Genomic DNA, 25,059 nt, shown 5'->3' with positions numbered 1-25,059 from the left:
GCAAACGCCTGTCTTTTCTTATTGAATAAAACCGGATAAGTGGCTATTGATGTTATAATCTTTAATTTTCCATTTTTCTTCTGCAAATTCAATGTTGCTGAGGCAGGCATTGACAAGGCGCGTATTTTGAAGCTCGGGATCACCGCCGGAAATCTCTGTCAGCAGTGCGTGAATCGCTGCGCCGTGCGCGACAATCAGTACCTTTTGATTTGGATATGCGTGATTTACTTTTACCAATCCGCCCATCAGCCTGTCCGTGAGCTCTTCCAGCGTTTCCATGTTTGGATAGTTCTTGTCCGGATAGCGCTTTGTCCGTTCTTCAAGCGGCATCCCCTCCGCGTCCCCGTAATCACGCTCCTTAAAGTCATCCATCTCGACGATAGGAAGATTGAGGTATTCATTAATAATGTCCGCGGTTCTTCTGGCTCTTTTCAGCGGGCTGGAGACAATGATATCCCAAGAGAAATCTTTTAAGTATTCTCCGGTTTCCTTTGCTTGGCGTTCGCCTGTCTCGTTCAGCGGGATGTCTGTTTTCCCTTGGCATTTTTGCTGCAGGTTCCAATCGGTTTCTCCGTGTCTTACTAAGCAAACGGCTGTCATAAAATCCCCTTCCTGACTTTGATCTTATCGTTATTATACTAAATTAGAGGCATGCATCCTATGAAAAAGCCTATGCCAACACCTCAAATAATAAAGCCAAACCGATTCCGCCGCCGCTTCCGATGGCAGCGACAGCATATTGACAGCCTGTCCGTCTTTGCGCCTCATAAAACAATCTGGTGACCAGTGCAGCCCCGGAAGCGCCGTAAGGATGGCCGAGAGTTAATGCGCCGCCCCGCACATTGATTTTTGAATAGGGAATACCCAGTTCTTGTGAGCAGACGCATATTTTAACGGCAAAGGCTTCGTTGATTTCGTATAAACCGATATCTTCAGTCGTCAGCGCGTTTGCAGCTAAAAGCTTTCTGATCGCTTCAACCGGAGCGGCGGACGGATAGTTGGGATGAATGCCGCTAACGGCGCTTCCGATAAAGCGCAGCACAGGTTTATAGCCGAGGGATGCAGCTTTTTTCTCTTCCATGACAAGGAGTGCAGCCGCCCCATCTGATATGCCGCTGCTGTTGGCGGCTGTAACCGTTCCGGAGCTGGTGTCAAACACCGGCTTTGCACGAGAAATGATTGCTTCCATCGGCCGTCTTTTCAAGAAAGCTTCATCTGTTTCCAACTCCCCGAGAGGAACAATCTCTTCACGGTACAATCCTTCGGTATGAGCACTCCAGCTGCGGTGATAGCTGAGAAGCGCGTATTCGTCCTGCATGCTTCTTGGGATGGCATAGCGTGCTGCTGTATATTCGGCCGCCATACCCATATCGGGATCACCAACAGTGTCTGGTGAAAAGCGGGCTCTTTCTGAAAAAGGAGATCGGCTGCTGCTTTCTGAGCCGCCTGCGATATAAATGTTTCCGGCATCCGCCTTGATAAGATTGCATGCGGAACGCACTGCTTCAAGCCCTGAGCCGCATTGTCTGTCAATTGTCATACCGGGAACAGATAAAGGAAGTCCGGCTTGAAGTGCTGACAGCCGGGCGAGGTTGCCGCCTCTGCCAGTGGCGTTTCCCAAAATCACTTCATCGATTTGATCCTCTAACTTTCGGCCGAGACAGCTGATGAGAGGAGCGGCCAAATCCTCCGGCAAAAACTGCTTCAGCAGTCCGTTTTCTTTTCCGAAAATCGTTCGTTTTGCATCTGCAATCACCGCGTTCAATCCACCATACCCCGCAGCCATTTTTTTACGCTGGAACGGGCAATTTTGCCGCTGTTAGTTTCCGGAATACAGTCTGTAAACACCCATTTTTTCGGGATTTTGTAGGATGCCAGTTTGTGTCTGCACCAGGCTTTCAGTTTTTTGGCGTCTGTATTCCCGCAAATGACGGCCGCGGCGATTTCTCCCCAATACTCGTCCGGAATGCCCGCCACAGCTGCTTTTTCAACCTCTGGGCAGGAGAGAAGCACACGCTCAACTTCTTCAGGGAATATATTTAATCCGCCATATACGATCATTCCGTTTTCTCGTCCTGCAATGTACAGAAATCCCTCTTCATCAACATAGCCCATGTCATCTACTGTCATCCATTCCGATTGATCTGATGTGCGGCTGTTTACATAGCCTGAGAACTTCATCGGGCTTTTGACGAATATTTTCCCGATTTCCCCCGGCTGACAGAGGTCCCCGGCGGCGCTGCGAATCTCTATGCGGACATTATGAAAAGGGCGGCCCGCTGAATGAGGTTTTCGTTTGCTGTCTTCCGGTGATAGATATGCCACAAAACTAAGCTCAGATGTGCCGTAAAAATCGTACAGCTTCAAATGAGGCCATTTGGCTGCGAGCTTCTCCTTGGATGTTGCCGGCCAGTCCGCTCCCGATGAAATGATTGTAACGGAGCTGTCAGGAAAAGCGTGAATGTTGGCGAGGGCATCTGTCATTGTTGGTACGGTATAGAGTACGCTGATGGATTTCTGTGTGAACCACTCCTTCGTTTGAGCGGGGATGAATTTTTTAAGCAAACAAACTGTTCCCCCGAGATACAGAGTGCTGACAGCACCGTATAAAAAGTGAGAAGACATTAACGTTCCCGGAATCAGAACTTTGTCATTTGAGGAGACCGAAAAATCTGTTTCTGTACAATGAAAGCTTTCAACCCAAGAGCGATGAGAGCGCGTAAATGCTTTCGGCTTGCCTGTTGAGCCTGACGTAAAGCCCATATAAAAGGGAAGCTCAGGGTCAACGGCTGGTGCCGGATCAGCGGATGCCTCAGCGATATGCGCCATACAGTCTTCCAGCCAAACAACGGGTGTCAGACAATCTGTCAGTTTGTTTTTAAAAAGAGATGAAGCCACAACAAAATCAGCACCGCTTACTGCCAGCCGCTCACCGCATTCAGCCGCACTCCAGCGTGTATCAATGGGAACCGCCGTACACCCGGCCGCGGCAGCTCCGGCAAACAGCTGTAAAAATGCAAGGCTGTTTGGGAGCAGGATGGCTACACGTTTTGGAACGTTTGGCTGTGTCCGCAGCCAATTGGCAGTTTGGGTGACCAGCCGATTCCAATCCCGATATGTAATATGTTCAGATTCAGTCTGGATTGCAATCCGGCTTGGATTTTTATCGGCAAAGGATCTATATGTATGTGTAATGGTCACAGAATGTCAGCCTCCTTTTGTATACATCGTATCAGAAAGAGACAAGGCTTGGGTGATTTTAATGGCAAGCAGCGCAGATGCTGCCGCTTTTAATAAATCGCCGGGCACAAATGAAAGACTTATAAAACCCGCCTGTAACAGATCCATATGCATGATAAAAGCCTGTACAGGAATCCCAAGCAGGTAAATAAAGGCGATGCCGAATACAATATGAATGAAAAAGAGACGGAACACCGTTACCTTATGCAGTCTGTGAACGGTTAGGCTGATCAGCCATGAGGCGAACGGATAAGCCATCAGAAAACCCGCGCTCGGTCCGAAAAAAACGCCAAACCCGCCACGGCCGCCGGGCAATAACGGTGCTCCAAAGGCAACGAGCAGCAAAAAGACAAGCTGGCTTAAAAAAGCGGCTTTCGGTCTGAGGATGCTGCCGGCCAGCATGACACCGAGCGTCTGCAGCGTAATGGGAACGGGTGTAAAGGATAAGAAAAGAGGGGGGATAAAGCCAAGCACTGCCATCAGTGCAGTAAAGATTGCAATGTGCATCATGTCTATTAATTTCATATGAAACCCTCCACTAACGAATAAAATATGGTTCTACAATAAATGCAGACAGCTTCTATGTCAACTTAATATTAATAGAGGTTTACATAAGAAACGTAAAAAAACCGGCCCTGCGTTCGGCCGGTTTTTGATGATTATTCTTCTGTAAGTATGACAAGCGAATCAACAGAAGCAGCCACATGAGAAACGGCGCGGCTGACTTCCTGGAGCCCTCCGAGAAAGGCTTGCAGATCGACGTCAATTTTTCCGGATTGTTCTTTGCTGACTTTCATGCTGTGAACAATCTCATCGAATAAACGGTTAATTTGCGTCATTTTTTCTTTGCTTTCGCTGACAAGCCCGTTCACGTCTTTAATATGCTTCGACACGATGTTGATTTGTGTATTGGTGTTGTTCACAAGCTCGGACACTGTAGAAACGGTTTTCTTCGTATCTTCAGACAGCTTCCGCACTTCATTGGCCACAACAGCAAAGCCTTTGCCGTGTTCGCCTGCACGGGCTGATTCAATAGATGCGTTTAGTGACAGAAGATTCGTTTGTTCGGCAATGCCTGTGACGATGCCGAAGATTTTTTCAATTTGCTGTGCGATTTCATCCAGCTTGACCATTTCTTTTTCGATTTGGACGAGGCTCGTATCGATTCGATTCATCTGTTTTTGCTGGATTTCAAGCTCTTTTTTCCCGCCGATCGACTTTTCTTCAACGGTGCTGGATGTGACTGTGCCGGCTTTGGATGCTTCGGAAATGCCTTCAGATTTGTCAACAAGCTCTTGAACGGATCTGCTCGTTTCTGAAAACAGATTTGCGATCGACCCGGAGGTTTCTTGGATTTTCTGATGCAAAAGATTTTTCTTTTCCTCTTGTTCATCGCGAGTTTTGTTGTACTCAGCTTGAAACGCTTCAAGAACAAGCTGCTGTTCCAAGTTTAAGATTTTGGTTGTCGCTTTGATTGCTTTCAGCAGTTCATGGTGATCTGAAATTGATTTTTCATAAATATCAATCATTGATAGAAGCAATTCCTGAAACGCCCCCATGTACCATTTTGGCAGAAGGCCGATTCGTAAATGGATAGAAGCAATTTTATTTCGTTTTTCAATGAATTCATCATCAATGACACCGGCAAACATTTCCTGAATATGCCGTTTTAACGTTTGTTTTAAGCGGTCAACTGAGCTGTGGTCGTTAATAATATCCATTAATGAGCTCTCATGGTCGAGGTTTTTATAGAAAGCGTCCACGATGTAAACAATGTTTTCTTGGATTAAGGGCTGAAGCTCCTGCAGCACGTGCAGCTCTGGGTCTCCCAGTCTGACCATTTTGAGCTGTTTTTTCACATCTGAGAACTTGTTTGTGAGCTGAATGCGATTTTTTTGCTGGGCGTTTGAATCTGAAAAATATGCTGTTTCTTTTTTTCTATCTTTTTTAAATAACAATACAGTGATCCCCCTTGGGAAATAATTTTATCTTTTGGTTTTTTAAGCCTTTTTCTTTTTTATCGGTCAAGGGGAGCACGAATGAAGACGCCAGATAGAAATTATTTATAAAAAAACCGTTCAGTTCACTGAACGGTTTAATCAAGGTCAATTTGTTTTAATGGTTTGATGGCCGGTCCTTCAACTACCTCGCCGTTTGGTTTAAAGCGTGATCCGTGGCACGGACAATCCCATGTGTGCTCTCCATCGTTCCATTCCACTTCACAGCCTAAATGGGTGCAGGTTGTATCAACAAGATGCAGGCACCCTGTTTCATCTCTGAATGCCCCCGCGCGTCTCCCGTTAATGGTGACGGCTTTTCCTTCACCTGGCGCAATCTCTTCAAACTCGACGTCGGGTTTTTCAAGCTTTCCTTTAATGAAATGCTTGGCCACATCTGCATTGTAGGAAATCACCTTTTGCAAGCCGGGATTCAGATGAAAACGCGACGGTGTAAAAATGCTCTCATATGGATTGTCTTTTTTCTCCACAAGGTCTGACAAAAGCTGAGCTGCGACAGCTGATGATGTCATGCCCCATTTTTTGAAGCCGGTCGCAACGAGAATATTGTCTTCGTTTTCAGACATAGGTCCGATGAATGGGATTTTGTCGATAGTCACGAGATCCTGTGTGGACCAGTAATAGGGAATGCTTTCGATTCCAATTGTGCTTTCTGCCAATTGTCTCAGCGTTTCGTAATGGGTCGACATGTCTTTTCCTTGGCCTGTTTTATGGCTTACTCCGCTGAATAGAATCAGCTTTTCTCCGTTGGCAATGGTGTAGCGAAGCGCAACTGACGGCTGATCTATACTTACATACATGCCCTCAGGATAGTCGATCTTCGGCTTGACGGCGAGGACATAGGATCTGTCAGAATACATTCTTGTTGCATATAATCCCCCCCCGTCATAAAAAGGGAAATGGGAGCAGCATACGATAAATCGGCTTTTAATGGCGTGCCGGCTTTTTGTAACAACTTCAGGCATTTCCCCTTTTTTAATATCAAGCGCAACAGTCTCTTCAAAAATCCGTCCGCCTTTTTGCACGATCTGATCAAGAAGCGCCGTTAAAAAGTGAAGCGGGTGGAATTGGGCTTGATTCTTCATTACAAGCGCCAGCTTAGAGCCGACGGGAAGGGGAAGATCTTTTACGAGGTCTCTCTCAATCCCTAGTTTTGTATATGCCTCATGCTCAGTGCGGATTTTTTGTACAGCATCTTCACTTGTTGTGTAAAGATAAGCATCTTGTTTGGTCCATTCGCAATCGATCTGATGTTCATCAATAATCCCTTTTATGTAATCAATTGCATTTTGGTTCGCTTCATAATAAAGCCTTGCGTGGTTCAACCCGAAGTTGCGGATAAATTCATCATAGATCATATCGTGCTGAGCTGTCACTTTTGCCGTTGTGTGGGCCGTTGTGCCATTGAGAACTTGATTCGCTTCAATCAGTACGACTCGGAAGCCTCTTTTGGACAGCTCATAGGCCGTCGTGATTCCTGTAATGCCTCCTCCAATAATGGTGACATCACATTCCGTATCCTCTTGCAGCGCCGGAAAAGAAGGCAAGTCCGCCGATGTTCTCCAATATGTTTCAGGAGCTTCTTTTGAAAAATGTTGATTAGCCAAGCCATTGTACCTCCAATATCATTTATTCTTAATTTTTCCACTTTCTATCTTTTCATACATAGGAAGCAGGCTTTATTCATAACATAATAGGGTTGAAAAGGAGTGATTGCATTGGCGAATGAGAAAAAGAAAACATTGCCGCCGCAGCATCAGGACCAGCAGCCGGGATTTGAATATCTGATGGATCCTCGTCCGGTATTTGATAAGCCGAAGAAGGCAAAAAAACTAGCGGGCAAAACAGCCATTATTACAGGTGGAGACAGCGGGATCGGACGCGCTGTATCGGTGTTATTCGCAAAAGAAGGGGCGAATGTGGTCATTGTGTATTTTAATGAACATCAGGACGCCGAAGAAACAAAGGAGTATGTAGAGAAAGAAGGGGTGAAGTGCCTGCTGATTGCAGGAGATGTCGGAGATGAAGCCTTTTGTAACGAGGTGGTAAGACAGGCCAGCCAGGCTTTTTCATCCATTGATATTTTGGTCAATAATGCCGCTGAGCAGCATGTGCAGCCGAGCATTGAAAAAATCACTAGCCACCAGCTGATCAGAACCTTCCAGACAAACATTTTCTCTATGTTTTATTTAACGAAGGCTGTGTTGCCTCACTTGAAAAAAGGAAGCAGTATTATCAATACAGCATCGATCACCGCGTACAAAGGCAATAAAACACTGATCGATTACTCAGCGACAAAAGGAGCCATTGTCACTTTTACAAGATCCCTTTCCCAATCGCTTGTCCAGCAGGGCATTCGAGTCAATGCGGTTGCGCCGGGGCCAATCTGGACACCGCTCATTCCGGCCAGCTTTGCCGCAAAAGATGTGGAAGTGTTTGGTTCGGATGTGCCGATGGAACGGCCAGGCCAGCCGGTGGAAGTGGCGCCGAGCTATTTATACCTTGCCAGCGATGATTCTACTTACGTCACTGGGCAGACAATTCATGTCAACGGGGGAACGATTGTAAATGGATAATTAAAAAAGCCAATCCTTAAGGATTGGCTTATTCGCTCTGTTTGAGCGCTGCATATTCTTTAGAGAGCGTAAGAAACGCATCTTTATCTTTTTCGTCCAAGGCTTTGTTGATTTGGTCAGTCAGCATGGTCAACCGACGCTTAAACAAGGATTCATCGAGCACCATTTGAATGTAAATATCCATCATTGTTACATCAAATTCTTTTGTTTTTTGCGTGTTGCGGGACTTCATGAGCTCAGTGTACGACTTTTTCTCTTTCATAAAGAATCCCCCCCAATGCCTTTTTTATAGTATATGGATAACGGTCGAAAAAATCAATAAATTTTTATAATTTTTAGACAACTAATACTTGGCAATCTATCGACATATCCTGCGAAGTGCTGTGTTATGAGATTATATAGTAAAGTAAAATCGGTTTATTACTAGTAAAATAGAACTAAAAAATATAAATAAAAGATGATTTTAGTTCATTTGTTAAAAAATCCTGTCGTTTTATAAACACAGATGATAGATTATTAGTATAAAATTTGCAGAAAAAGGATGGAGGCCATAACATGAGTCAGAAAACTGACGCACCATTAGAATCGTATGAAGTAAACAGCGCAACAATTGCCGTGCTGCCAGAAGAAATCGACGGCAAAATCTGTTCAAAAATCATTGAAAAAGACTGTATGTTTTACGTCAGCATGAAGCCGCTGCAAATTGTCGACCGAAGCTGCCGATTTTTCGGATCAAGCTACGCGGGAAGAAAAGCGGGAACTTATGAAGTGACAAAAATTTCTCACAAACCGCCAATCATGGTGGACCCTTCGAACCAAATCTTTTTATTCCCTACACTTTCTTCGACTAGACCCCAATGCGGCTGGATTTCCCATGTGCATGTAAAAGAATTCAAACCGACTGAATTCGACGATACGGAAGTGACGTTTTCAAACGGAAAAACGTTGGAGCTGCCGGTCTCATGCAATTCGTTCGAGAATCAGGTATACCGGACAGCCTGGCTCAGAACCAAATTTCAGGACAGAATCGAACACCGTGTCCCGAAACGGCAGGAATTTATGCTGTATCCGAAGGAAGAGCGGACGAAGATGATTTATGATTTTATTTTGCGTGAGCTTGGGGAGCGGTATTAGAAAATAGAAAGGAGCTGACCAAACAGGGCAGCTCCTTCTAAAACGCTAGGCCGTCGGAATTCCGCCGGTGATGCCGTATATTTGAGATGTCACATAGCTTGAATTCTCTGAAGCTAAGAATACATAAACATCTGCCAGCTCCACCGGCTGGCCGGCGCGGTTTAATGGTGACGGCGGTGTTCCTTTGCCGAATTTCGGAATGTTTTCAGTCGGCTGTCCGCCGGAAATTTGCAGCGGAGTCCAGATTGGTCCTGGCGCAACAGAGTTCACTCTGATGCCTTTGGGTGCAAGCTGTTTTCCGAGCGCAACGGTAAAGCCGATAATGGCGTTTTTCGTCGCCGCATAATCTAACAGCATCGGACTTGGATTGTAGCCTTCAACTGAAGTTGTGGTAATAATAGACGCGCCCTCCGGCAAATACGGAAGCGCCGCTTTAACCACCCAATATAGGGAGAAGACGTTCACTTCAAACGTTTTATAGATTTGTTCGGTAGGAAGGTCTTCAATGTTTTGCACTGCTTGCTGTTTACCGGCAACGAGCGCTAACACATCCAGCCCGCCGAGTTCGTTATGCGCTTGTTTGACTAAATCCTGACAAAACGATTCGTCACTCAGATCACCTGGAATCAGGACTGCCTTGCGTCCTTCTGCTTCAATCAGTTCTTTTACTTCTTCTGCATCAGGCTGTTCCGCGGGCAAATAGTTGATTGCCACATCGGCGCCTTCCCGGGCATAAGCGATGGCGGCAGCGCGGCCAATACCGGAATCACCGCCGGTGACAAGAGCTTTTCGGCCATTTAGTTTGCCAGCTCCTTTGTAGCTTTTTTCTCCGCAGTCCGGCACCGGCTTCATTTTTTGCTGCAAGCCGGGCGGTTCTTGGTATTGTTCAGGAAATTCATCGTGAAAAAATGCTGTTAAAGGATTGTTTCGTTTTGTATCAGACATCATCAACGCTCCTTTTTGTGTGTGGTGTACATTCGTATGTGTACCCTTGAGCAAAGTGAGGAAAACATGTTTTGGCAGTTTGCATCTCTGCAAGACAAAGAAAGCCGAAAAAATGCCGCTCCTTCCATATTTATCTTGTAAAATAGGATGAATTGAATTATGATAAAATCGCTATAAAACAACTAAATATTGGGTATGGGGGGAGTATATTGTCATGAAAAAAGCCGCGGCGCTTTTGCTGTCACTCGGTCTCGTTTTCGGTTTTTCATACGGAGCTGACCATGTGGCGGAAGCCAAAACGAAGGTCAAGACGTATAAGAACTGCAAGGAATTAAACAAAGTGTACAAAGGCGGGGTAGCCCGTACGTCCAAAGTGAAAAATAAAGGCGGAAAAACGAAGTACAAGCCTTACGTATCAAAGGCGCTTTATGACGCCAATAAAAAGAGCGACCGTGATAAAGATTTCATCGCCTGCGAACGCTAAAGGAAAAAAGCAATCTGTTGTCCAGATTGCTTTTTTCTTGTTTAAGCGGCTTGATCAGCAGCAGCGTTTTTTGTTTTTCTTGTCATGAGACTGACCGCCATCATGACCGTAACATTCAGCAGCAAAGCGACAATGCCGACGTTTAAGTCTTTCGCCGCTTGTGGCAGCGCCGGAAATAACGTGCCGATTGTTGTTTCCGTAACCGTAATATAAGAAACGGCTCCGACACCGGTTATAATGCCGGCGAATGCTCCTTGTTTGGTCACGATATGATGCTTGAACAGGCTGAACAGCAGGGCCGGAAATAGCTGTGTGACAAGGCTGTAGCCCATCAGGAGAAGCGTAACGATTGTGTTCCCGCCTTTGAATGTAAAGTACACAGCAATCAGCGCAATCACTGGCACTAAACATTTAGCCAATAATGATACTTGCTGTTCCGTCGTGCGGGGAGCAAACACTTGATAAACATTTTTGGCAAACAAAGTGGAGGCCGACATTAAAATCATAGACCCCGGCACAAGCGCCGTCAGCAGTCCGGCTGCTCCGATGATTCCGACAAACCAAGGATCAAAGGTTTGAAGAGACAGTCTCAAAAGTGATAAATCCGCGTCTGCGCCTTTCAGACCGGGAACTTGCAGGATAGCCGCAAAGCCGACAAAAAGGACGAATAGAAGGACCAGCTGATATAAGGGCATAATAATGGCGTTTTTTCGAAAGACTTTTGGGTTTTCTGCTGAATAGGAAGCGGAAAACGTATGGGGCCACATGTAAAAGCCCAGCGCCGTCAGCAGCACGGTTGAACTGAACCATGCAGCACTTTGCCCTGTTTCGGGCAGGGTAATAAAATCGGGATTTGCGTTTTCAATCTGCTGAAACATGTCTTGAAATCCGCCGTAGTAATGAATCGGCAAATATACGCCTAAGAATAAAACGACAGCCAAAATCATGATGTCTTTGACAACGGATATCCAGGCGGACCCGTGGATGCCGGATACCATAACGTAAACTGTGATTGAAATGACCCCGATCCAAATGGCAGCAGTGGGAGAAATTTTTCCGTAAGATGTTTCCGATACAATCAATCCAAGCCCTTTCAGTTGCAGCACAAGATAAGGAATAAGAGCGGCGATGCCGACCAGTGAGACGAGTACGCCAAGCAGCGGGCTGTTGTACTTTTTGATGAAAAAATCGGACTGCGACATCAGCTTATGCTGTTTCGCATAGGACCATATCGCAGGCAGGAGCCAATAAGAAAGGATGTAAGCCAGACAGCCGTAGGCGATGATGTAAAAGGCAGGTCCGCCTTTCCCGTAGGCCCAGCCGCTTCCGCCGAGAAACGTAAATGTGGTATAAATTTCGCCTGCCATCAATAAGAACACGAACAAGGTTCCGAAGCCGCGGCCTCCGACCGTCCACTGCTCAAGATTCATGTCTTTCCCTTTTTGGGCGCGTACGCCGAGAAACATGCTGAATAGCAAGACGCCGAAAATGATGATGAGAGCTGCGTTCATTCTGCTTCCTCCCTTTTATTTTCTTTGTCAAGGACATACACGATCGCCATCAGGACAGAGGTCAGCAAAGCCCACATGACGACATAGGCGAGAATGAATGGCATGCCAAACAGATAGGGTGTCACTTTGTTTGCAAAAGGGATGCCAAGCAAAAGTCCGATGAAGGGCAGAGCAGCAAGAATGTGAATCAGTTTCATAGAGTCCTCCTTTGATTAAAAGTTGGGCGGTGCGTGTCATGTGCAGGCTGCAAATCATGTCGTTAATTTGGCGGCACATGTCACTTTTTGGGGAGTAAAAGGCTGTGGTACGAATTATAAATAAATTTATTTTGTTTGTATAGTGTGAATTGTCAGAAATTTATTGGTGAGGCGCCCGGAGAGTGGACGGGCGCAAGGAGGAGAAATCAGAATGATTCGAAAGACTCATGGCGCGTCCGGCGCAAATAAATAGAATGTTAACAAACTGCTTACTTGCTCACGGATTCGCGGGTTAAAATAGCGGTGTTTTTCTTCGTAGCCATCAATGACAAATAAATAAAGTGTAAAGGCTTCATCACGCTCAGCCTCGTGGATGGCAATTTTTCTTTTCCTCAGCTCTTTTCTGACCTCAATCAGATCCTTTTGTGCTATTTTTAATGATTCGTTGATAAGTTGTATATAAGGGTGTTTTAATTTTAATGTGCTTTTTTCAATTCCGTTGAGATCACGGTTTAAAATGGTAATGACCATAGGCAAAAAAAGAGCCCGCTCTATCAATTCGTATCCTTCTGGCTGCAAATGAGGCATGGTAACTCCTTCTTTCTTAAGGGAACGTTTGTTCTAATCGTATTCTATATCGGCTGGTGAAATATTTCAAGACAGAAAAAATCGCCAAAACTTTTTAGTTTTTCGCCGAGAATGTGTAGAATAAGGATAGACAAACCCGGTGAGGAGTATAAACGTTGGAGCAATTTTTATCCTATTTGACAGAGGATCGTTTAACTGAATTATTTCAAAGCTACAGGGCTTTCGGTCCGCTTATTGCTGTGCTGCTGCCTTTAGTTGAAGCATTTCTCCCGTTTTTGCCGCTTATCGTTTTTGTGGTGGCGAATACCAATTCGTTTGGATTGTGGGAAGGCTTCATCCTGTCATGGGCCGGATCAACAGCGGGGTCCATTCTCGTGTTTTTCATTGTCCGTCATTATGGACAAAGAAGAGCTCTTGGGTTCATCCGCAGGCATCCGTCTGTCAGAAAGCTTATGTTATGGGTGGAAAGACACGGTTTTGGCCCGATGTTTCTTCTGCTTTGTTTTCCATTTACACCGTCTGCCGCGGTGAATGTTGTCGCCGGTTTGTCAAGGATCGGGACGCGGCCGTTTATTTTGGCGGCAGCCTCGGGAAAGCTCGTCATGATTTTTATGATCAGCTTCATCGGATATGATCTTCACGCGCTGATCACGCAGCCGATTCGCACAGTTATTGCCGTTGTGGTGATTGCTGTCTTATGGTATGTCGGCAAAAGGGTGGAACGGCATCTGCATGTGAGAGCCAGCCAGCGTGAGCATGATGGAGGGAGACAGTAACATGAAAAAACGGTTTTGGTTTCTTGCCGGTGTTGTTTCCGTCGTTCTCGCCATTCAAGTCAAAAATGCCGTCTTTATTGATTACAAAGTAGAAGGCATAAGCATGAACCCGACTTTTCAGGAAGGGAACGAACTGTTGGTCAATAAATTTTCACATCGATTCAAAACCATCCATCGTTTTGATATTGTTTTGTTTAAAGGCCCTGATCAAAAAGTGCTGATAAAGCGAGTCATTGGGCTGCCCGGTGAATCGATCAAATATAAGGACGATCAGCTGTATGTGAACGGAAAACAGGTGGCTGAACCATTTTTGAAACCATTGAAATCTGTATCTGCCGGAAGCCATGTAACGGGAGATTTTTCTCTGAAAGAGACGACAGGGAAAAAGACGTTATCGAAGAGGCAATATTTTGTGATCGGAGATAACCGTATATATAGCTTTGACAGCCGGCATTTTGGTCCGATCAGGGAAAAAGACATTGTCGGAGTCATTTCGGATTAGGAAGCTGTACACTGAGAAAAAGGCGCCATTTGCTAGGCGTCTTTTTTGTGCTGATTGGAAAAATGTGTTGCAAGATCATTTGTCAGCCGATATAATCATTTTTGTTACGTGTGTAACGAAAATAAAAAATATGTTCTTTCATGTCAATGTTTAACGGGGTTTTTATTAAGTTGCAAGTGAAACAAAAGGAGTGGAGAGCATGATGGATTACGAAACAGTCATTATCGGAGGCGGACCGGTTGGATTGATGCTGGCTTCTGAGCTGGCATTGGCAGGGGTAAAAACATGCGTACTTGAGCGGCTTGAACAGCCAATGCCGTATTCGAAGGCGTTGACGCTGCATCCCCGCACGCTTGAGCTTTTTGAAATGAGAGGGGTGCTTGAGCGTTTTGCGTCTCGTGGGAAAAAGACATCTTCTGGACATTTTTCAATGCTCGATACCCGTCTTGATTTTTCCAGCCTAGATACGAGTTGTCCTTATACGCTATTGCTTCCTCAGACCGAGACTGAACAGCTGCTTGAGGAACGTGCGCGAAGCCTGGGGGCAGAGGTGTTACGAGGGGCAGAGGCGCTAACGGTAACGCAAAACGAAGAGGGAGTGCAAACCATTTTCAAGGATCGGGAAGGCAGTGTGCGGACGCTGAGCAGCCTGTTTGCCGTTGGCGCTGACGGAGCAGGGAGCGTTGTTCGGAAACAGGCGGGAATTGCGTTTCCTGGAACAGACAGCACCGTCACCGCAGCTCTTGGTGATGTGAAGCTGCTTTCTCCGCCGCCATCAGGTGTCTTGTCGCTTTGTACGAAAGAGGGGGGAGTCATGATTGTTCCGCTTTCTCCCGACCGATACCGTGTTGTGTTGATCAGCCCTTACCGCACGCAGACGCCGAAAGATGCTCCTGTCACAGAAGAGGAGCTGAAAACAGATCTCATCCGGATGTGCGGAACTGATTTTGGCTTAAACGAGCCTACGTGGATGTCCCGATTCGGGAATGCTTCCCGTCAAGCGAAGCAGTATCGGAGCGGCAGACTCTTTCTTGCGGGCGATGCAGCACATATTCATTTTCCTGCTGGCGGCCAAGGGCTGAATGTCGGTCTTCAGGATGCCATGAACCTTGGATGGAAGCTTGCGGCGGCTGTCGGCGGCTCTGCACCTTCATGGCTTTTGGACAGCTATCACGCTGAGCGGCATCCGGTGGCGGAAGATCTTCTTCGGAACACAGAGGCGCAGACGCGGCTGATGGATTTCACGAAGGCCGGTCTCCATTTGCGAAGCATGGTGTCCGATATGCTTGCTTTTCCCGATGTAAATCGCTTTGTAGCGGGCCAAATTTCTGCAATCGATGTCGGGTATGAAGCTGACCAAAACATGCCGCCGCATCGGTTGAACGGCAAAAGACTTCCGGATGTGGAACTGCGGCTTCCTGATGGCAGTATGGAACACCTCTATAACTGCCTGCATAACGGGGCATACGTTTTGCTGTCACTGAAACAAGGAGCTGATAATGACCATATCCCATTTAATGGCTTACACACAGTGTGTGCTTCTCTTGCAGAGCCGCGTGAAGAGTGGAGAGACGTGCATACTGTATTGGTTCGGCCTGATGGTCATGCCGCCTGGGCAGTCAATGCCGCCGGGCCAGATGCGGCAGAAGTGATTCAATCAGGTATCAGGCGCTGGCTCCCGATTGCCAGCCGTGTGTAACACAAATCATTGTTTCATCTGTAACAAAACGTTATGATATAAGAAACAATTGATTAATAAAGGATGGAAGAGCCGTATGGATACAGAACATACTAAGCGATCACTTTTTGAATTATATACGGAACTCATTCATCAGCAGGAGAAATGGGAGGGGCTCATAAAAGCCTTTTTGGCTGATGAAATGAAGAAGCTGGATCAGGAGCACGGGCAAAAATCTCAATTGACGATGACAGAAATTCATGTTCTTTCCTGTGTGGGGGAGGGTGAGCCGATCAATGTCACTTCGATTGCCGCCAAAATGAATACGACGAAAGCGACGGTGTCACGCATCAGCACAAAATTGCTTGGCGCCGGCTTCCTTCACAGAACACAGCTCAGCGATAATAAGAAGGAGGTCTACTTCCGTTTGACGCCGGCAGGGAAGAAGCTGCACAGCTTGCATCAATACTATCATCAAAAGGTTGAGCAGCGTTTTCTTTCCTTTTTTGACCGTTATACAGAGGAAGAGATTCTGTTTGCGGAAAGGCTGTTGCGGGATTTGGTGACAAAATGGTATCCGTCTTCAGAAGAAATGGAAGAGGGGCTTCACAACGTTTTTAAATAAAAAACACGCACTGAGGTGCGTGTTTTTCACGTTTCTTCTTTCTTTTTCAAGATTGTAAGGTAAATCAGATTTCCTCCGGCTAAAATGATAAGCGGCAGTCCAGGGGAGCTGGATGTCACCAAATTATAAATCAGCCAGATTCCTAAACATATTCCATAATATAAGTGCATTGCTTTTTCGGGGTTGTCGCGCAGCAAACTTCCTTTAAAAATCTTTTTCATCATAACGCCCCTATTAATTTTATGATTTCTCCTTTAGTTTACATGCATCTTCGGTTCATCTCAAAATTTCTTTTGTTGCTTCGGATCATAAAACAATTCTGTAAATACCTTTGCTGCGTGACCTGAACGTATCTCTGACAGGTACAGAATCATCATCACTTCTATCTCCCTTGCAAAAACACTGTTTTCTCCTGATAAAAAAGAGGACATTAAGTCCTCTTCTTCCTTACGATATGATTTAATTTACACGTTTTTCACTGTGTTTTTGAAGCTTTGCTTTCAAGTGAAATAGGGTTATCTGTTTTAGTTCGCCTAATCTTTACAGAAATACCTACTAGAATGACCGCCATGGTTGTAAATATTCCCATGGTTAATAAGATTGTATCCTGATTTAAACTCCATCCAATTAAGAAAGAGATGATTGCTCCTCCGAAACTGGCCGAAGCAATAAATAAACTTGTAACTTCGTCCACGTACTTCTGAATAATGATGGATGCTAGTGTTAAAGCAATGGGAAATATGCCCGCTATACTTAAACCAATCAAAAATGTACCACCCAATTGAAGTATGGGGTGACTTATATAAGGGAAGGCAATCAACAAAACAATTAAACAACTACAACTGAATAGGAGGTACTTAGAAAAATCAAGCCTTCTGCTTACTAAACCAATCAGTATTCTTCCTATGATGATTCCTACCCAGAAAAAGGAGACACTGATAAGACTAATTTGTTCATTGCCTTGGTTTATCATGATGGAAGGTAAAAAGTTGGCGAAATTTGTTTCAATCCCGGCATATAGGAAAGCAAAAAATACAAAAAAGCCTAATTGCTTTGATTTCTTTCTATCTCCTATAAAGTATTGAAACGCTCCTACATCTGGCAAGGCCACTTGGTTAGCATTCTTGGCGTCCTTTCGGTTCTTGGATAAGAAAATGAGCCACCCTGCTAATAGGACGAACAAAAAGGTCAATATGAAGTAATACGGTAAATACCAGTTATTGATATCGATGAAGGAATTAATGAATAATGGGAAAGATAAAGCGCCTAATCCAAAGAGGACTTCCAGCTTACTCATTTTTTCTGCATTACTTTCGAAATTAGCAATAACAAAGGAACCAACTGTCGTTTCTAATGTACCTGCTCCATATCCTAAGAGAAAAGCCATTACAACAATATAATACCAATCCTTAGTGAGAAAAAAGATACTTAACGCTACAAGCATTATTGTCAAAGCTAAAGTAAGTGTCCTAAAGTGACTGTATTTCTTAATCATTAACGGTGCGATTAATACTCCGCTTAGGAATCCGCTAAACTGAAAGAAAATGATGACCGAAATATCATCTGTTGTCTTGTTAAAAGACTCTAGTAGAAATGGCGTCAAACTCCCTGTTGATATATGGATAATACCTACTGTGAAAAAGAAAGCATATCCAAATAAATATGTCCCTCTTACCATTCATTACACCCCTATATGAAAAAGCAGGAACATACATTCCTGCTTTTTCAGTAACTTATCTCTTCGAAATACTAGTTGACTGCTAAAACAGACATTTTTTGAGAGTTGCTATCTTTCTCAAAGAACATTTCTAATACTTCCTGTGATCTAAAACCATCGTTAAAAGAAGGGATCTCAACCCAATCTTTCTGAGTTGAAGCAATCCAATTGATTAACTCGCTTCTAAAAGAATCAGCCCAACCATAAAATTCGTTTGGCGGATCGTTTAAGAGACTTTGCGGCACTGGGCAGTCTACCACGTTCAAGCCATCTATGAGCTTGTAAACGTGAGGATTGCCTGTGTGGTATTTAAACTCTTTTTTGTGTCCAACTACCTCAATGCTAAAACCGCAGTCTTCAGGTACAGAACATTTTGATGTGATAATATTTACAAATACCTTGTTCTTCAATTGTCCATAAATTTCTGCATAGTCATCTACAAGTACCTGTTTATCCTCTTTTGTTTTTACATTTGTGTTCATCTTTGCCATTACTGATTCTGTGATGAAATCACTCTCAAACAAATACCATACCATGTCGATAAGGTGAATACCCAGATCCCCCAATGATCCACTAGTCTTCTTACTATTAGCGTCATCTCTCCAAGTGAATTTCTTACGTCTAAGGGCACTATTTTTCTTGAAGTGTACTTTTATGGACAGTATGTTACCTAGTTCATTATTGATAATTAAGCTTTTTAAGATATTTACGTAAGACAAATATCTATAATTAAATCCCATACTAGCTCTTACGCCTAACCTTTGAGCAGTATCTTTCATTATGCTTGCTTCCTCAAGAGAAATAGCCATAGGCTTTTCGCACAATACATGCTTATGTTTTTCTAATGCTTGCAAAGCATGTTCTTTATGGCAGAAGTTTGGTGATGCTACAATTAAACCTTCAGAGACATCTATAAGTTCATCTACATTTTCATATGTCTTCCCACCGAAAGTTTTCACAAAGCTTTCCGCATTTTGTTGATTTATGTCATACACTCCTACTAACTCTGCATTTTTTATTGTAGATAAAGCAGTTGCGTGCGCTTTTGCAATACCGCCTGCACCTATGATACCAATCTTCTTCATATCTATTTCCTCCTCATTATCCAATTAATTTTTTTAAGGTATGAGTAATTCCTTTTGAGTACTCACTATCAGTTATCAATTGGTGCAGGTTTTTTGCTTCTTGTGTTGCATTTTTTAGTAGATATCCATTTCCTACTGCCTGTAACATCCGAACATCATTTCCACTATCTCCAAATGCGATAGCTTTTTCAGTATTTAGGTTGTATTTCTCTAACATAAACTTTACAATTTCATTCTTTCCTGTTCCCATGGGTATAAAATCGACATCATAGCTGTCTTCTGGATCACCCGCTAAGGGATTACACCGATTTATATTTACTGAAACTCCGTATTCCTTGCAGATTTTTTCAATTGCTAATAGGTTTTTCTTGTCGTTTATTTCATCTTGTTCCTGATAATAGAAATTATGCTTATACCGTGACGTTCCTAATTGAGTTTGAGGATTCAAAAGAATGTTATGATTTTCATGTAACTGTTTTACAAGTATCTCAATCTTTTCTTTACTAAACTCTTCATTTATACGACTGTTCCACTCATTATCTTGCTGTCCGAAGTTATGCTCTGAAAAGTACGTAATTTCAGTTCCAAGATCACTAGCTATAAAATGCGGGAAATATCTAAATTTTCCTCTTCCCATTTTATCGAGAATAGATTCTATACTACTCCCAGTAACCCATCCGATTAGTAGTTCCCCAGCTTTACTTTTTTGTTCTAGATAGTCTTCGAGTTCATATATGTCTTGTTGTTTTTGTTCATCGATTGTATGCGGAAAATACGTTTCATCAAAATCACAAAAAACAATATACTTAGGATGTTCAACCTTGGATAACGTTTTATACTCTGGCTTCTTGCTTAATAACATGAAACAGTCCCTCCATTACTCTGTCTTGTTCTTCTAAAGTAAATGACGGATATAATGGCAAATGCAGTACCTGACTATGAGCCTTTTCCGTATGAACCAATTGGAGTTTTGTATACTTGTCCTGTACTAATGGAGTTTTTTGCATATGAGACAGTATTGGATAATATATATCTGTTTGAACACCAAACTCTTCATTTAATTTAGTCATGATATCTGTCCTGTCTTCTGTTCTTACCTTAATAGGAAACAGATGCCACACATGATCTTCACTTAATTCTGGTAATTCAATGAGGCCTTTATTCTGTAATTCTGCTAATTGAGTAATGTATCTATCCGCCAAAAACAGTCTTTTGAAATTGTTTAATGAAAGATACTTCATTCTCTCTAAACCAATTGCTGCCTGTAAATTGTCCATTTTTGAATTTAATCCAAAATTGATGACTTTCTTATTTTTTACATTTACTTCAAAACCATGATAACTAAATTGAATGCACTTTTTAGCGAGTTCTTCATCATCAGTTGCTATTGCCCCAGCCTTACCGCATACACCGAAATTCTTATATGGATTAAAACTTAATGTAGTGATGTCTGCATACTTTCCTAAGTCTGTCAGTCCAATTCCTTGGCAAGCATCCTCAATTACTTTCAATTGATAACGATTTGCTATTTGACGGATATGCTTCATTTCTGAATGTTTTCCGTACAAATGCACAGGTAGAATAAACTTTGTAGAAGGGGTTATTGCTTCCTCAATTTTGTTAGGATCGATGCAGAATGTTTGTGGGTTACTATCTACATAGATAGGAACGCCTCCCAAGGCTAACACAGCATTTTCAGTAGCTGCAAAGCTATTAGCTGGCATGATCACTTCATCCCCGCGGTTTAACCCTAAAGCCAATAATCCTATCATAATAGCATCCGTTCCACTGCTGGTTGCAATTACATACCTTTTATGTAAATATGTAGATAAAACTTTCTCGAATTGCTCTAAATAGGAACCACTCGTAAATTTTCCAGTTGGCAAAACTTTAGATAATGTATTTAAGATATCATCCACTTCATCATTGGTTATTAATCTGTCTACAGGCATAAAAGGGACTTTATTGATTTCGCGATTTTTTTGGTAGTTGAAAAGGTCATTTTCAATATCTGTATTTTCTTTTAATACTTGTCTCAATCGCTCGTTTACAATACTGTCTTCAATAACAAGTTCTTTTCCTTGTACGTCACCTTTTAAGTGTTTTAGCAGTAACATGTTTTCTTTACTTTTACCTGAAACTCTAACCTGTTTTTGCATGAACAGTACCTCCAATGATTTATAATCTGGAAAATTTGATACAAATTTATCCTAATTTCTGAAACCGATAACATGTCAATAACTTTTTTGAGGAAGGGAAAATATGCCTACAATTGATGAAATAGCAAGATTATGCAATGTGTCTAAAACCACAGTCTCAAGAGTGTTGAATAATCACCCTTATGTGTCGAAAGAAAAAAGAGATACGATCTTAAAGGCTATTAACGAACTTGACTACACTCCCAATTATTTGGCTCGTAATTTTAGGAGAAATAAGACACAAACGATAGCTTTATCGGTTCCGAGTATCGACCATCCATTTTTTGCTCGATTAATAAAAGGGGTTTCTCATGAAGCACTGTTTAAGAATTACAAGGTCATTGTATTTCAAACCTTTTATGACAAACAGACAGAGCTGGAACTATTAGAGTTATTGAAACACAAAGAAGTGGATGGTATTATTCTTGGAACTCTAGAAAATGAATGGGATAAGATATCTCCTTTCTTAAAGTATGGTCCTATCTTATTATGTAATGAATATCATCACTCAGCGGACATCACGATCATTGGGTATGATGAATTTGAAGCGACATACATGGGGGTAGTACATTTAATTGAAAGAGGACATAAAAAAATTGGATTTTGTTTTGATACTCCATACAGCGAAGCTCAATGTCAGAGGAAAGAGGGTTACTTGAAAGCTTTACGAGATTACAATTTACATCATAGAAACGAATGGATATTTGGTGAATTGTTTAATATCGAGGATGGCTTTCGTGTTTTTCATAAGATAAAGGATCTAAAGGACAGACCCTCAGCAATATTTACAGGAAATGATCAAGTCGCCGCAGGGATTATTAAACAGGCGATAAAAAATGGCTTTAACGTTCCAGAAGACTTAGCGGTAATTGGTTTTGACAACCAATCGATTTGCCAAGTAGTGACTCCGACCATCACAACAATTGATATTCCTATAATAGAATTAGGACAACAGGCTGTGTTGAAAATGATCGAGTATATTTCGGGTAACACTTCTTTAAACAGAAGAATTATTAAATTGCCAACAAAACTTATTATAAGAGAATCAACTTAACTATAGATTTTCACTTCCTTATTATTTTATAACTTTGTATAGAAAAAAGAGGTTATTCATATAATAACCTCTTTTTTTTTCAATCAGGAAATTTCACTTTCCTGCTCCATTTTGAAGTCTCCATACTCTGCAGAATAGAGTGACTCCCCCTTTTATGACTAAGTCTTCCTTTTTTTCAACTAGGCATTGCTGCCGCTTATCGAACTCTCTTTGCCTTTTTTTTCACCATGAAGATGGTGAAGCAGACGATAAAACGGCGGCAAGAGGGCAATGACAAGGATGACGCGTATGACCTGAACCGCAACGACAAAGGTGGAATCGGCATGCAATGTAACAGACGTCGTCGCCATTTCCGCGATGCCGCCGGGGGCAAATGCCAAAACAGAGGTGATCAGCGAAATTCCTGTCAGTTTGGAAACAATCACCGCGCTTAAAAGCATAGCGGCAATTAAGCCGACTGATGAAATGAAACCGACGATCATGATACGTGTAACGCCGGCAAACATGCTTTTGTACATCTTAGAACCGATTGTAGCCCCTAGAAATATCTGCGAAAGATGGTTTGCCTGTGACGGCCACCATGCAAGCATGTCATGGCCTGTTATTGAAGCGCCGCCTATGTGCACGGCCGCTACACCGAGCATACTGCCGAGCAGCCACGGAGCGGGAAATTTTAAATATTTTGCCGCTTTGCAAGCTCCCCAGGCAACGAAAATGAGAACGCCGGTCCACAGTACGGGAGCGAGCCCGATTTCTGTCGTGGCAGCGGATACCGTTTGGGTTGTTGCATTTGCGGGACCATCTTGTTTAGCGTAAATCAGGATAACCAAAAACGGAATAGACAGGACCACGAGCAGCACCCGCATCATTTGAACGAGACTGACAATAGCGGTATTGGCACCGACCTCCTGGGCAATACTCGGCATGGCGGACAGTCCGCCGGGAGCCGTGCCGACAAAGCTGGTCATCATATCTGTTTTGCTGAAACGCCAAAGCACATAGCCTGACAGCATGGCAAGGAGTATCGATAAAATCAGCATGATGCCGACCGAAAACCAATGATCTTTGAGGACAGACAGAACGGATAGGTTCAGCTTTTGGCCCAATTCAATGCCGAGGATCATCTGCCCGAGAGCGAGCCACCGGCGGTTAATTCCTTTTTGATCTGGCGCCATCATCAGCCAAGCCGGCCGTAGCATAGCGAGACAGCAGGCGACAATCAGCGTTCCGATCATCCATCCGATCGATATTCCGGTTAACGAAAGAATAAACCCCCCGGCTGCACTGATTGCGATAAACCATACATCTGTGAGGAGATTTTTGTCTTTCTTCAATATAAAACCCTTCTTCCTATTAACTTACAGCTCCAATTGTTCATGTAGTGAATGTATCATTACTATAGTATATTTTTGTTGATAATGAAATTATGAATTTTTTTCTGTCAGCCATTCACTTTTCTTATGACCTTATATTCAATCCTCTCCATGATATGGGACTGCAAGAAACCAGCGGCGAGAAGACAAGCGGAAAGACTGTAGAACATGATTTCTCCGCCAAACGAAGTCAGGATCAGTCCGCCGGCCAGCGGTCCGATTGACCTTGAAATATCCCAATGCAAGCCGTATATCGCATAGAAACGGCCGAGCATATGCGGCGGCGCCAGCCGGGAAATAAAGGTTTGAATATGAGTGAGTCCGATGCTTTCTCCAACCGTCATCACGGCAGCAGTCAGCATAAGCAGCGTCAAAGATGTTGAGAATGCAAAGCCGGCGGCCGCAAGTGAGTAGCTGATATAGGTGATGAGAAAAATCGTTTTCATCGAAAACTTTTCTGTCCATTTTACTAGAGGAACTTGAAGAACAAAGCTTAATAACGCTTTTGCCGCTGAATAGATTGCCAGCATGGACAGGTAATCAGGAAACACACTTTTGCTGAACAGCCTGTATGTCGTTTCTGTTTGCGCGTATAACATGCTGATTGGGAGAGAAAGCAGCAAAAGGATCATCACAGGCCGATATCTTGTGAAACGCACGGATAATGCTGCGGGATGATCGGCTTTTAGCGGCTTTGTTTCTGGTAATTTAAAGGCGGCGATAAGAAAATAAACGAACAGGGCCGCGGCATCTAATGCAAATATCCAAACGGGATCATGAGCGTACAGCAGCAGCCCAAGCAGCGGACCTGCCGTCAATCCTGCTGAGTAGATGGCATTGATGACGGCAAAAACTTCCGAACGTCTGCTTTCCGGCGTGCTTTCGGCGATCTGTGCGCGTGATGCAGGAATGTACAGGGATCTGCCGATGCCGTTGAGGATATAAAGGAAAGCGAAAAAATATGCATCATAAGCAAAAACAAACCCCGCTATTGCCGCTGTTTGCAGAAGCAGGGCAGTAAGGATCGCTGTTCGCCGTCCGAGCTGATCTGTCACACGTCCCGCTATGAGTGTCAGGCAAATATCAGCGAAGGGCTGAAGACTGATGATAAGCATGGGAAGCATCACGCTTCCGTTTAATTGCTCATGCAGATACAGCACCATAAATGGCCCCATCATGGCACCTGTCAGGCTTGTCAGCATTTCGCCGAAAAACCGGAGCCAAACGGGTGCTGTGTAGCGGGATTTCATTGATTGGAAGAGGAGAAACATGTGATTTCCGCCTTTCGATGTTTGATATAGTGGTAGTGTATAAAAGGGGCGGCGGGCCAAAAAGAGAAGAAAATTAGTGAAAAAAAT

General features: G+C 43.6%; 26 protein-coding genes and 1 pseudogene. 8 read left to right on the top strand and 19 right to left on the bottom strand.

Features of this window, described 5'->3' with window-relative positions; genetic code table 11:
- Positions 1–18 precede the first annotated feature (18 nt).
- From NST16_RS12520 to NST16_RS12495, 7 genes and pseudogenes are all read right to left on the bottom strand, one after another.
- Complete coding sequence (locus tag NST16_RS12520) at positions 19–600, bottom strand: histidine phosphatase family protein (RefSeq protein WP_010333629.1); 582 nt, start codon at positions 598–600, stop codon at positions 19–21.
- 70 nt (positions 601–670) lie between these two features.
- Complete coding sequence (locus NST16_RS12515; protein ID WP_340887035.1) at positions 671–1,765, bottom strand: acetyl-CoA C-acyltransferase; 1,095 nt, start codon at positions 1,763–1,765, stop codon at positions 671–673.
- On the bottom strand, positions 1,762–3,201 hold the full coding sequence (locus NST16_RS12510) for an acyl-CoA synthetase (RefSeq protein WP_340887033.1): 1,440 nt from the start codon (positions 3,199–3,201) through the stop codon (positions 1,762–1,764). Before NST16_RS12510 ends, NST16_RS12515 begins: the two co-directional genes overlap by 4 nt.
- Before the next feature lie 6 nt (positions 3,202–3,207).
- The gene (locus tag NST16_RS12505; RefSeq protein WP_339180638.1) at positions 3,208–3,765 is read right to left on the bottom strand and encodes a biotin transporter BioY; all 558 of its coding nucleotides are present in this window, start codon (positions 3,763–3,765) and stop codon (positions 3,208–3,210) included.
- Positions 3,766–3,899: 134 nt separating this feature from the next.
- Positions 3,900–4,697, bottom strand: a complete 798-nt coding sequence (locus NST16_RS20835; protein ID WP_411802340.1) for a methyl-accepting chemotaxis protein — start codon at positions 4,695–4,697, stop codon at positions 3,900–3,902.
- Positions 4,698–4,703: 6 nt separating this feature from the next.
- Positions 4,704–5,081: pseudogene (locus NST16_RS20830) on the bottom strand (protoglobin domain-containing protein); the annotation flags it as partial.
- Positions 5,082–5,335: 254 nt separating this feature from the next.
- On the bottom strand, positions 5,336–6,865 hold the full coding sequence (locus NST16_RS12495; RefSeq protein ID WP_010333635.1) for an FAD-dependent oxidoreductase: 1,530 nt from the start codon (positions 6,863–6,865) through the stop codon (positions 5,336–5,338).
- Between the two features lie 111 nt (positions 6,866–6,976).
- On the opposite strand from NST16_RS12495, the gene NST16_RS12490 reads away from it, so the two are divergent.
- The gene (locus NST16_RS12490; protein WP_010333636.1) at positions 6,977–7,834 is read left to right on the top strand and encodes an SDR family oxidoreductase; all 858 of its coding nucleotides are present in this window, start codon (positions 6,977–6,979) and stop codon (positions 7,832–7,834) included.
- Between the two features lie 28 nt (positions 7,835–7,862).
- Here NST16_RS12490 and NST16_RS12485 read toward each other — a convergent pair whose 3' ends face one another.
- The gene (locus tag NST16_RS12485) at positions 7,863–8,096 is read right to left on the bottom strand and encodes an IDEAL domain-containing protein (protein WP_010333637.1); all 234 of its coding nucleotides are present in this window, start codon (positions 8,094–8,096) and stop codon (positions 7,863–7,865) included.
- 293 nt (positions 8,097–8,389) lie between these two features.
- Here NST16_RS12485 and comK point away from each other — a divergent pair, with 293 nt between their 5' ends.
- On the top strand, positions 8,390–8,968 hold the full coding sequence (gene comK / locus NST16_RS12480) for a competence transcription factor ComK (protein ID WP_010333638.1): 579 nt from the start codon (positions 8,390–8,392) through the stop codon (positions 8,966–8,968).
- A gap of 45 nt (positions 8,969–9,013) precedes the next feature.
- On the opposite strand, the gene NST16_RS12475 is transcribed toward comK, so the two are convergent.
- Positions 9,014–9,913, bottom strand: coding sequence for an SDR family oxidoreductase (locus NST16_RS12475; protein ID WP_168747353.1), 900 nt, complete (start codon positions 9,911–9,913; stop codon positions 9,014–9,016).
- 214 nt (positions 9,914–10,127) lie between these two features.
- Here NST16_RS12475 and NST16_RS12470 point away from each other — a divergent pair, with 214 nt between their 5' ends.
- Positions 10,128–10,397 carry an excalibur calcium-binding domain-containing protein gene (locus tag NST16_RS12470; protein ID WP_010333640.1) on the top strand — a complete coding sequence of 90 codons (270 nt, stop codon included), beginning with the start codon at positions 10,128–10,130 and terminating at the stop codon, positions 10,395–10,397.
- 41 nt (positions 10,398–10,438) lie between these two features.
- On the opposite strand, the gene NST16_RS12465 is transcribed toward NST16_RS12470, so the two are convergent.
- The 3 genes from NST16_RS12465 to NST16_RS12455 all read right to left on the bottom strand — a co-directional run bounded on the left by NST16_RS12465 (position 10,439) and on the right by NST16_RS12455 (position 12,693).
- Positions 10,439–11,908 (bottom strand): sodium:solute symporter family protein, encoded by a 1,470-nt coding sequence (locus tag NST16_RS12465; protein WP_268447670.1) that lies wholly within the window; start codon positions 11,906–11,908, stop codon positions 10,439–10,441.
- The gene (locus tag NST16_RS12460) at positions 11,905–12,105 is read right to left on the bottom strand and encodes a DUF3311 domain-containing protein (RefSeq protein WP_010333642.1); all 201 of its coding nucleotides are present in this window, start codon (positions 12,103–12,105) and stop codon (positions 11,905–11,907) included. Before NST16_RS12460 ends, NST16_RS12465 begins: the two co-directional genes overlap by 4 nt.
- Positions 12,106–12,330: 225 nt before the next feature.
- Positions 12,331–12,693, bottom strand: a complete 363-nt coding sequence (locus tag NST16_RS12455) for a hypothetical protein (RefSeq protein WP_010333643.1) — start codon at positions 12,691–12,693, stop codon at positions 12,331–12,333.
- Positions 12,694–12,848: 155 nt separating this feature from the next.
- Here NST16_RS12455 and NST16_RS12450 point away from each other — a divergent pair, with 155 nt between their 5' ends.
- From NST16_RS12450 to NST16_RS12435, 4 genes are all read left to right on the top strand, one after another.
- Complete coding sequence (locus tag NST16_RS12450) at positions 12,849–13,469, top strand: TVP38/TMEM64 family protein (protein WP_340887023.1); 621 nt, start codon at positions 12,849–12,851, stop codon at positions 13,467–13,469.
- A gap of 1 nt (position 13,470) precedes the next feature.
- A complete protein-coding gene (gene lepB, locus NST16_RS12445; protein ID WP_010333645.1) occupies positions 13,471–13,971 on the top strand; it encodes a signal peptidase I in 501 nt (166 codons plus the stop codon).
- A gap of 199 nt (positions 13,972–14,170) precedes the next feature.
- A complete protein-coding gene (locus tag NST16_RS12440) occupies positions 14,171–15,670 on the top strand; it encodes a monooxygenase (RefSeq protein ID WP_340887020.1) in 1,500 nt (499 codons plus the stop codon).
- A 76-nt stretch (positions 15,671–15,746) separates the two neighbouring features.
- On the top strand, positions 15,747–16,274 hold the full coding sequence (locus NST16_RS12435; protein ID WP_010333647.1) for a MarR family transcriptional regulator: 528 nt from the start codon (positions 15,747–15,749) through the stop codon (positions 16,272–16,274).
- Positions 16,275–16,300: 26 nt separating this feature from the next.
- Here the strand turns inward: NST16_RS12435 and NST16_RS12430 are convergent, their stop codons facing one another.
- The 5 genes from NST16_RS12430 to NST16_RS12410 form a co-directional block, all read right to left on the bottom strand.
- Entirely contained in the window at positions 16,301–16,498 is a 198-nt protein-coding gene (locus NST16_RS12430; RefSeq protein ID WP_032731040.1) for a hypothetical protein, read from the bottom strand.
- 251 nt (positions 16,499–16,749) lie between these two features.
- The gene (glcP, locus tag NST16_RS12425) at positions 16,750–17,952 is read right to left on the bottom strand and encodes a glucose/mannose transporter GlcP (RefSeq protein WP_326197293.1); all 1,203 of its coding nucleotides are present in this window, start codon (positions 17,950–17,952) and stop codon (positions 16,750–16,752) included.
- 71 nt (positions 17,953–18,023) lie between these two features.
- A complete protein-coding gene (gene ntdC, locus NST16_RS12420) occupies positions 18,024–19,076 on the bottom strand; it encodes a glucose-6-phosphate 3-dehydrogenase NdtC (RefSeq protein ID WP_268447674.1) in 1,053 nt (350 codons plus the stop codon).
- A gap of 16 nt (positions 19,077–19,092) precedes the next feature.
- Positions 19,093–19,938 (bottom strand): HAD-IIB family hydrolase, encoded by an 846-nt coding sequence (locus tag NST16_RS12415; RefSeq protein ID WP_268447675.1) that lies wholly within the window; start codon positions 19,936–19,938, stop codon positions 19,093–19,095.
- Entirely contained in the window at positions 19,910–21,235 is a 1,326-nt protein-coding gene (locus NST16_RS12410) for a DegT/DnrJ/EryC1/StrS family aminotransferase (protein WP_340887017.1), read from the bottom strand. Before NST16_RS12410 ends, NST16_RS12415 begins: the two co-directional genes overlap by 29 nt.
- A 103-nt stretch (positions 21,236–21,338) precedes the next feature.
- Here NST16_RS12410 and ntdR point away from each other — a divergent pair, with 103 nt between their 5' ends.
- Positions 21,339–22,328, top strand: a complete 990-nt coding sequence (gene ntdR, locus NST16_RS12405; protein ID WP_029441203.1) for an NTD biosynthesis operon transcriptional regulator NtdR — start codon at positions 21,339–21,341, stop codon at positions 22,326–22,328.
- 179 nt (positions 22,329–22,507) lie between these two features.
- Here ntdR and NST16_RS12400 read toward each other — a convergent pair whose 3' ends face one another.
- Both NST16_RS12400 and NST16_RS12395 read right to left on the bottom strand, forming a co-directional pair.
- Positions 22,508–23,662 carry an AbrB family transcriptional regulator gene (locus NST16_RS12400; protein ID WP_326130645.1) on the bottom strand — a complete coding sequence of 385 codons (1,155 nt, stop codon included), beginning with the start codon at positions 23,660–23,662 and terminating at the stop codon, positions 22,508–22,510.
- A 107-nt stretch (positions 23,663–23,769) separates the two neighbouring features.
- A complete protein-coding gene (locus NST16_RS12395; RefSeq protein ID WP_340887014.1) occupies positions 23,770–24,972 on the bottom strand; it encodes an MDR family MFS transporter in 1,203 nt (400 codons plus the stop codon).
- Positions 24,973–25,059 lie beyond the last annotated feature (87 nt).

Source organism: Bacillus sp. FSL K6-1005, assembly GCF_038000225.1.
Lineage (GTDB): Bacteria > Bacillota > Bacilli > Bacillales > Bacillaceae > Bacillus > Bacillus mojavensis.
Note: the sequence above shows the minus strand (reverse complement) of the source record. Positions and strands in the feature narration are given on the sequence as shown.

What these genes read in the sequence shown, in the direction of transcription:
- NST16_RS12520 (WP_010333629.1), bottom strand. Translation starts at nt 600, where the DNA reads ATGACAGCCGTTTGCTTAGTAAGACACGGAGAAACCGATTGGAACCTG.
- NST16_RS12505 (WP_339180638.1), bottom strand. Translation starts at nt 3,765, where the DNA reads ATGAAATTAATAGACATGATGCACATTGCAATCTTTACTGCACTGATG.
- NST16_RS12485 (WP_010333637.1), bottom strand. Translation starts at nt 8,096, where the DNA reads ATGAAAGAGAAAAAGTCGTACACTGAGCTCATGAAGTCCCGCAACACG.
- comK (WP_010333638.1), top strand. Translation starts at nt 8,390, where the DNA reads ATGAGTCAGAAAACTGACGCACCATTAGAATCGTATGAAGTAAACAGC.
- NST16_RS12475 (WP_168747353.1), bottom strand. Translation starts at nt 9,913, where the DNA reads ATGTCTGATACAAAACGAAACAATCCTTTAACAGCATTTTTTCACGAT.
- NST16_RS12470 (WP_010333640.1), top strand. Translation starts at nt 10,128, where the DNA reads ATGAAAAAAGCCGCGGCGCTTTTGCTGTCACTCGGTCTCGTTTTCGGT.
- NST16_RS12465 (WP_268447670.1), bottom strand. Translation starts at nt 11,908, where the DNA reads ATGAACGCAGCTCTCATCATCATTTTCGGCGTCTTGCTATTCAGCATG.
- NST16_RS12460 (WP_010333642.1), bottom strand. Translation starts at nt 12,105, where the DNA reads ATGAAACTGATTCACATTCTTGCTGCTCTGCCCTTCATCGGACTTTTG.
- NST16_RS12455 (WP_010333643.1), bottom strand. Translation starts at nt 12,693, where the DNA reads ATGCCTCATTTGCAGCCAGAAGGATACGAATTGATAGAGCGGGCTCTT.
- lepB (WP_010333645.1), top strand. Translation starts at nt 13,471, where the DNA reads ATGAAAAAACGGTTTTGGTTTCTTGCCGGTGTTGTTTCCGTCGTTCTC.
- NST16_RS12440 (WP_340887020.1), top strand. Translation starts at nt 14,171, where the DNA reads ATGATGGATTACGAAACAGTCATTATCGGAGGCGGACCGGTTGGATTG.
- NST16_RS12435 (WP_010333647.1), top strand. Translation starts at nt 15,747, where the DNA reads ATGGATACAGAACATACTAAGCGATCACTTTTTGAATTATATACGGAA.
- NST16_RS12430 (WP_032731040.1), bottom strand. Translation starts at nt 16,498, where the DNA reads ATGATGAAAAAGATTTTTAAAGGAAGTTTGCTGCGCGACAACCCCGAA.
- glcP (WP_326197293.1), bottom strand. Translation starts at nt 17,952, where the DNA reads ATGGTAAGAGGGACATATTTATTTGGATATGCTTTCTTTTTCACAGTA.
- ntdC (WP_268447674.1), bottom strand. Translation starts at nt 19,076, where the DNA reads ATGAAGAAGATTGGTATCATAGGTGCAGGCGGTATTGCAAAAGCGCAC.
- NST16_RS12415 (WP_268447675.1), bottom strand. Translation starts at nt 19,938, where the DNA reads ATGTTATTAAGCAAGAAGCCAGAGTATAAAACGTTATCCAAGGTTGAA.
- NST16_RS12410 (WP_340887017.1), bottom strand. Translation starts at nt 21,235, where the DNA reads ATGCAAAAACAGGTTAGAGTTTCAGGTAAAAGTAAAGAAAACATGTTA.
- ntdR (WP_029441203.1), top strand. Translation starts at nt 21,339, where the DNA reads ATGCCTACAATTGATGAAATAGCAAGATTATGCAATGTGTCTAAAACC.
- NST16_RS12395 (WP_340887014.1), bottom strand. Translation starts at nt 24,972, where the DNA reads ATGTTTCTCCTCTTCCAATCAATGAAATCCCGCTACACAGCACCCGTT.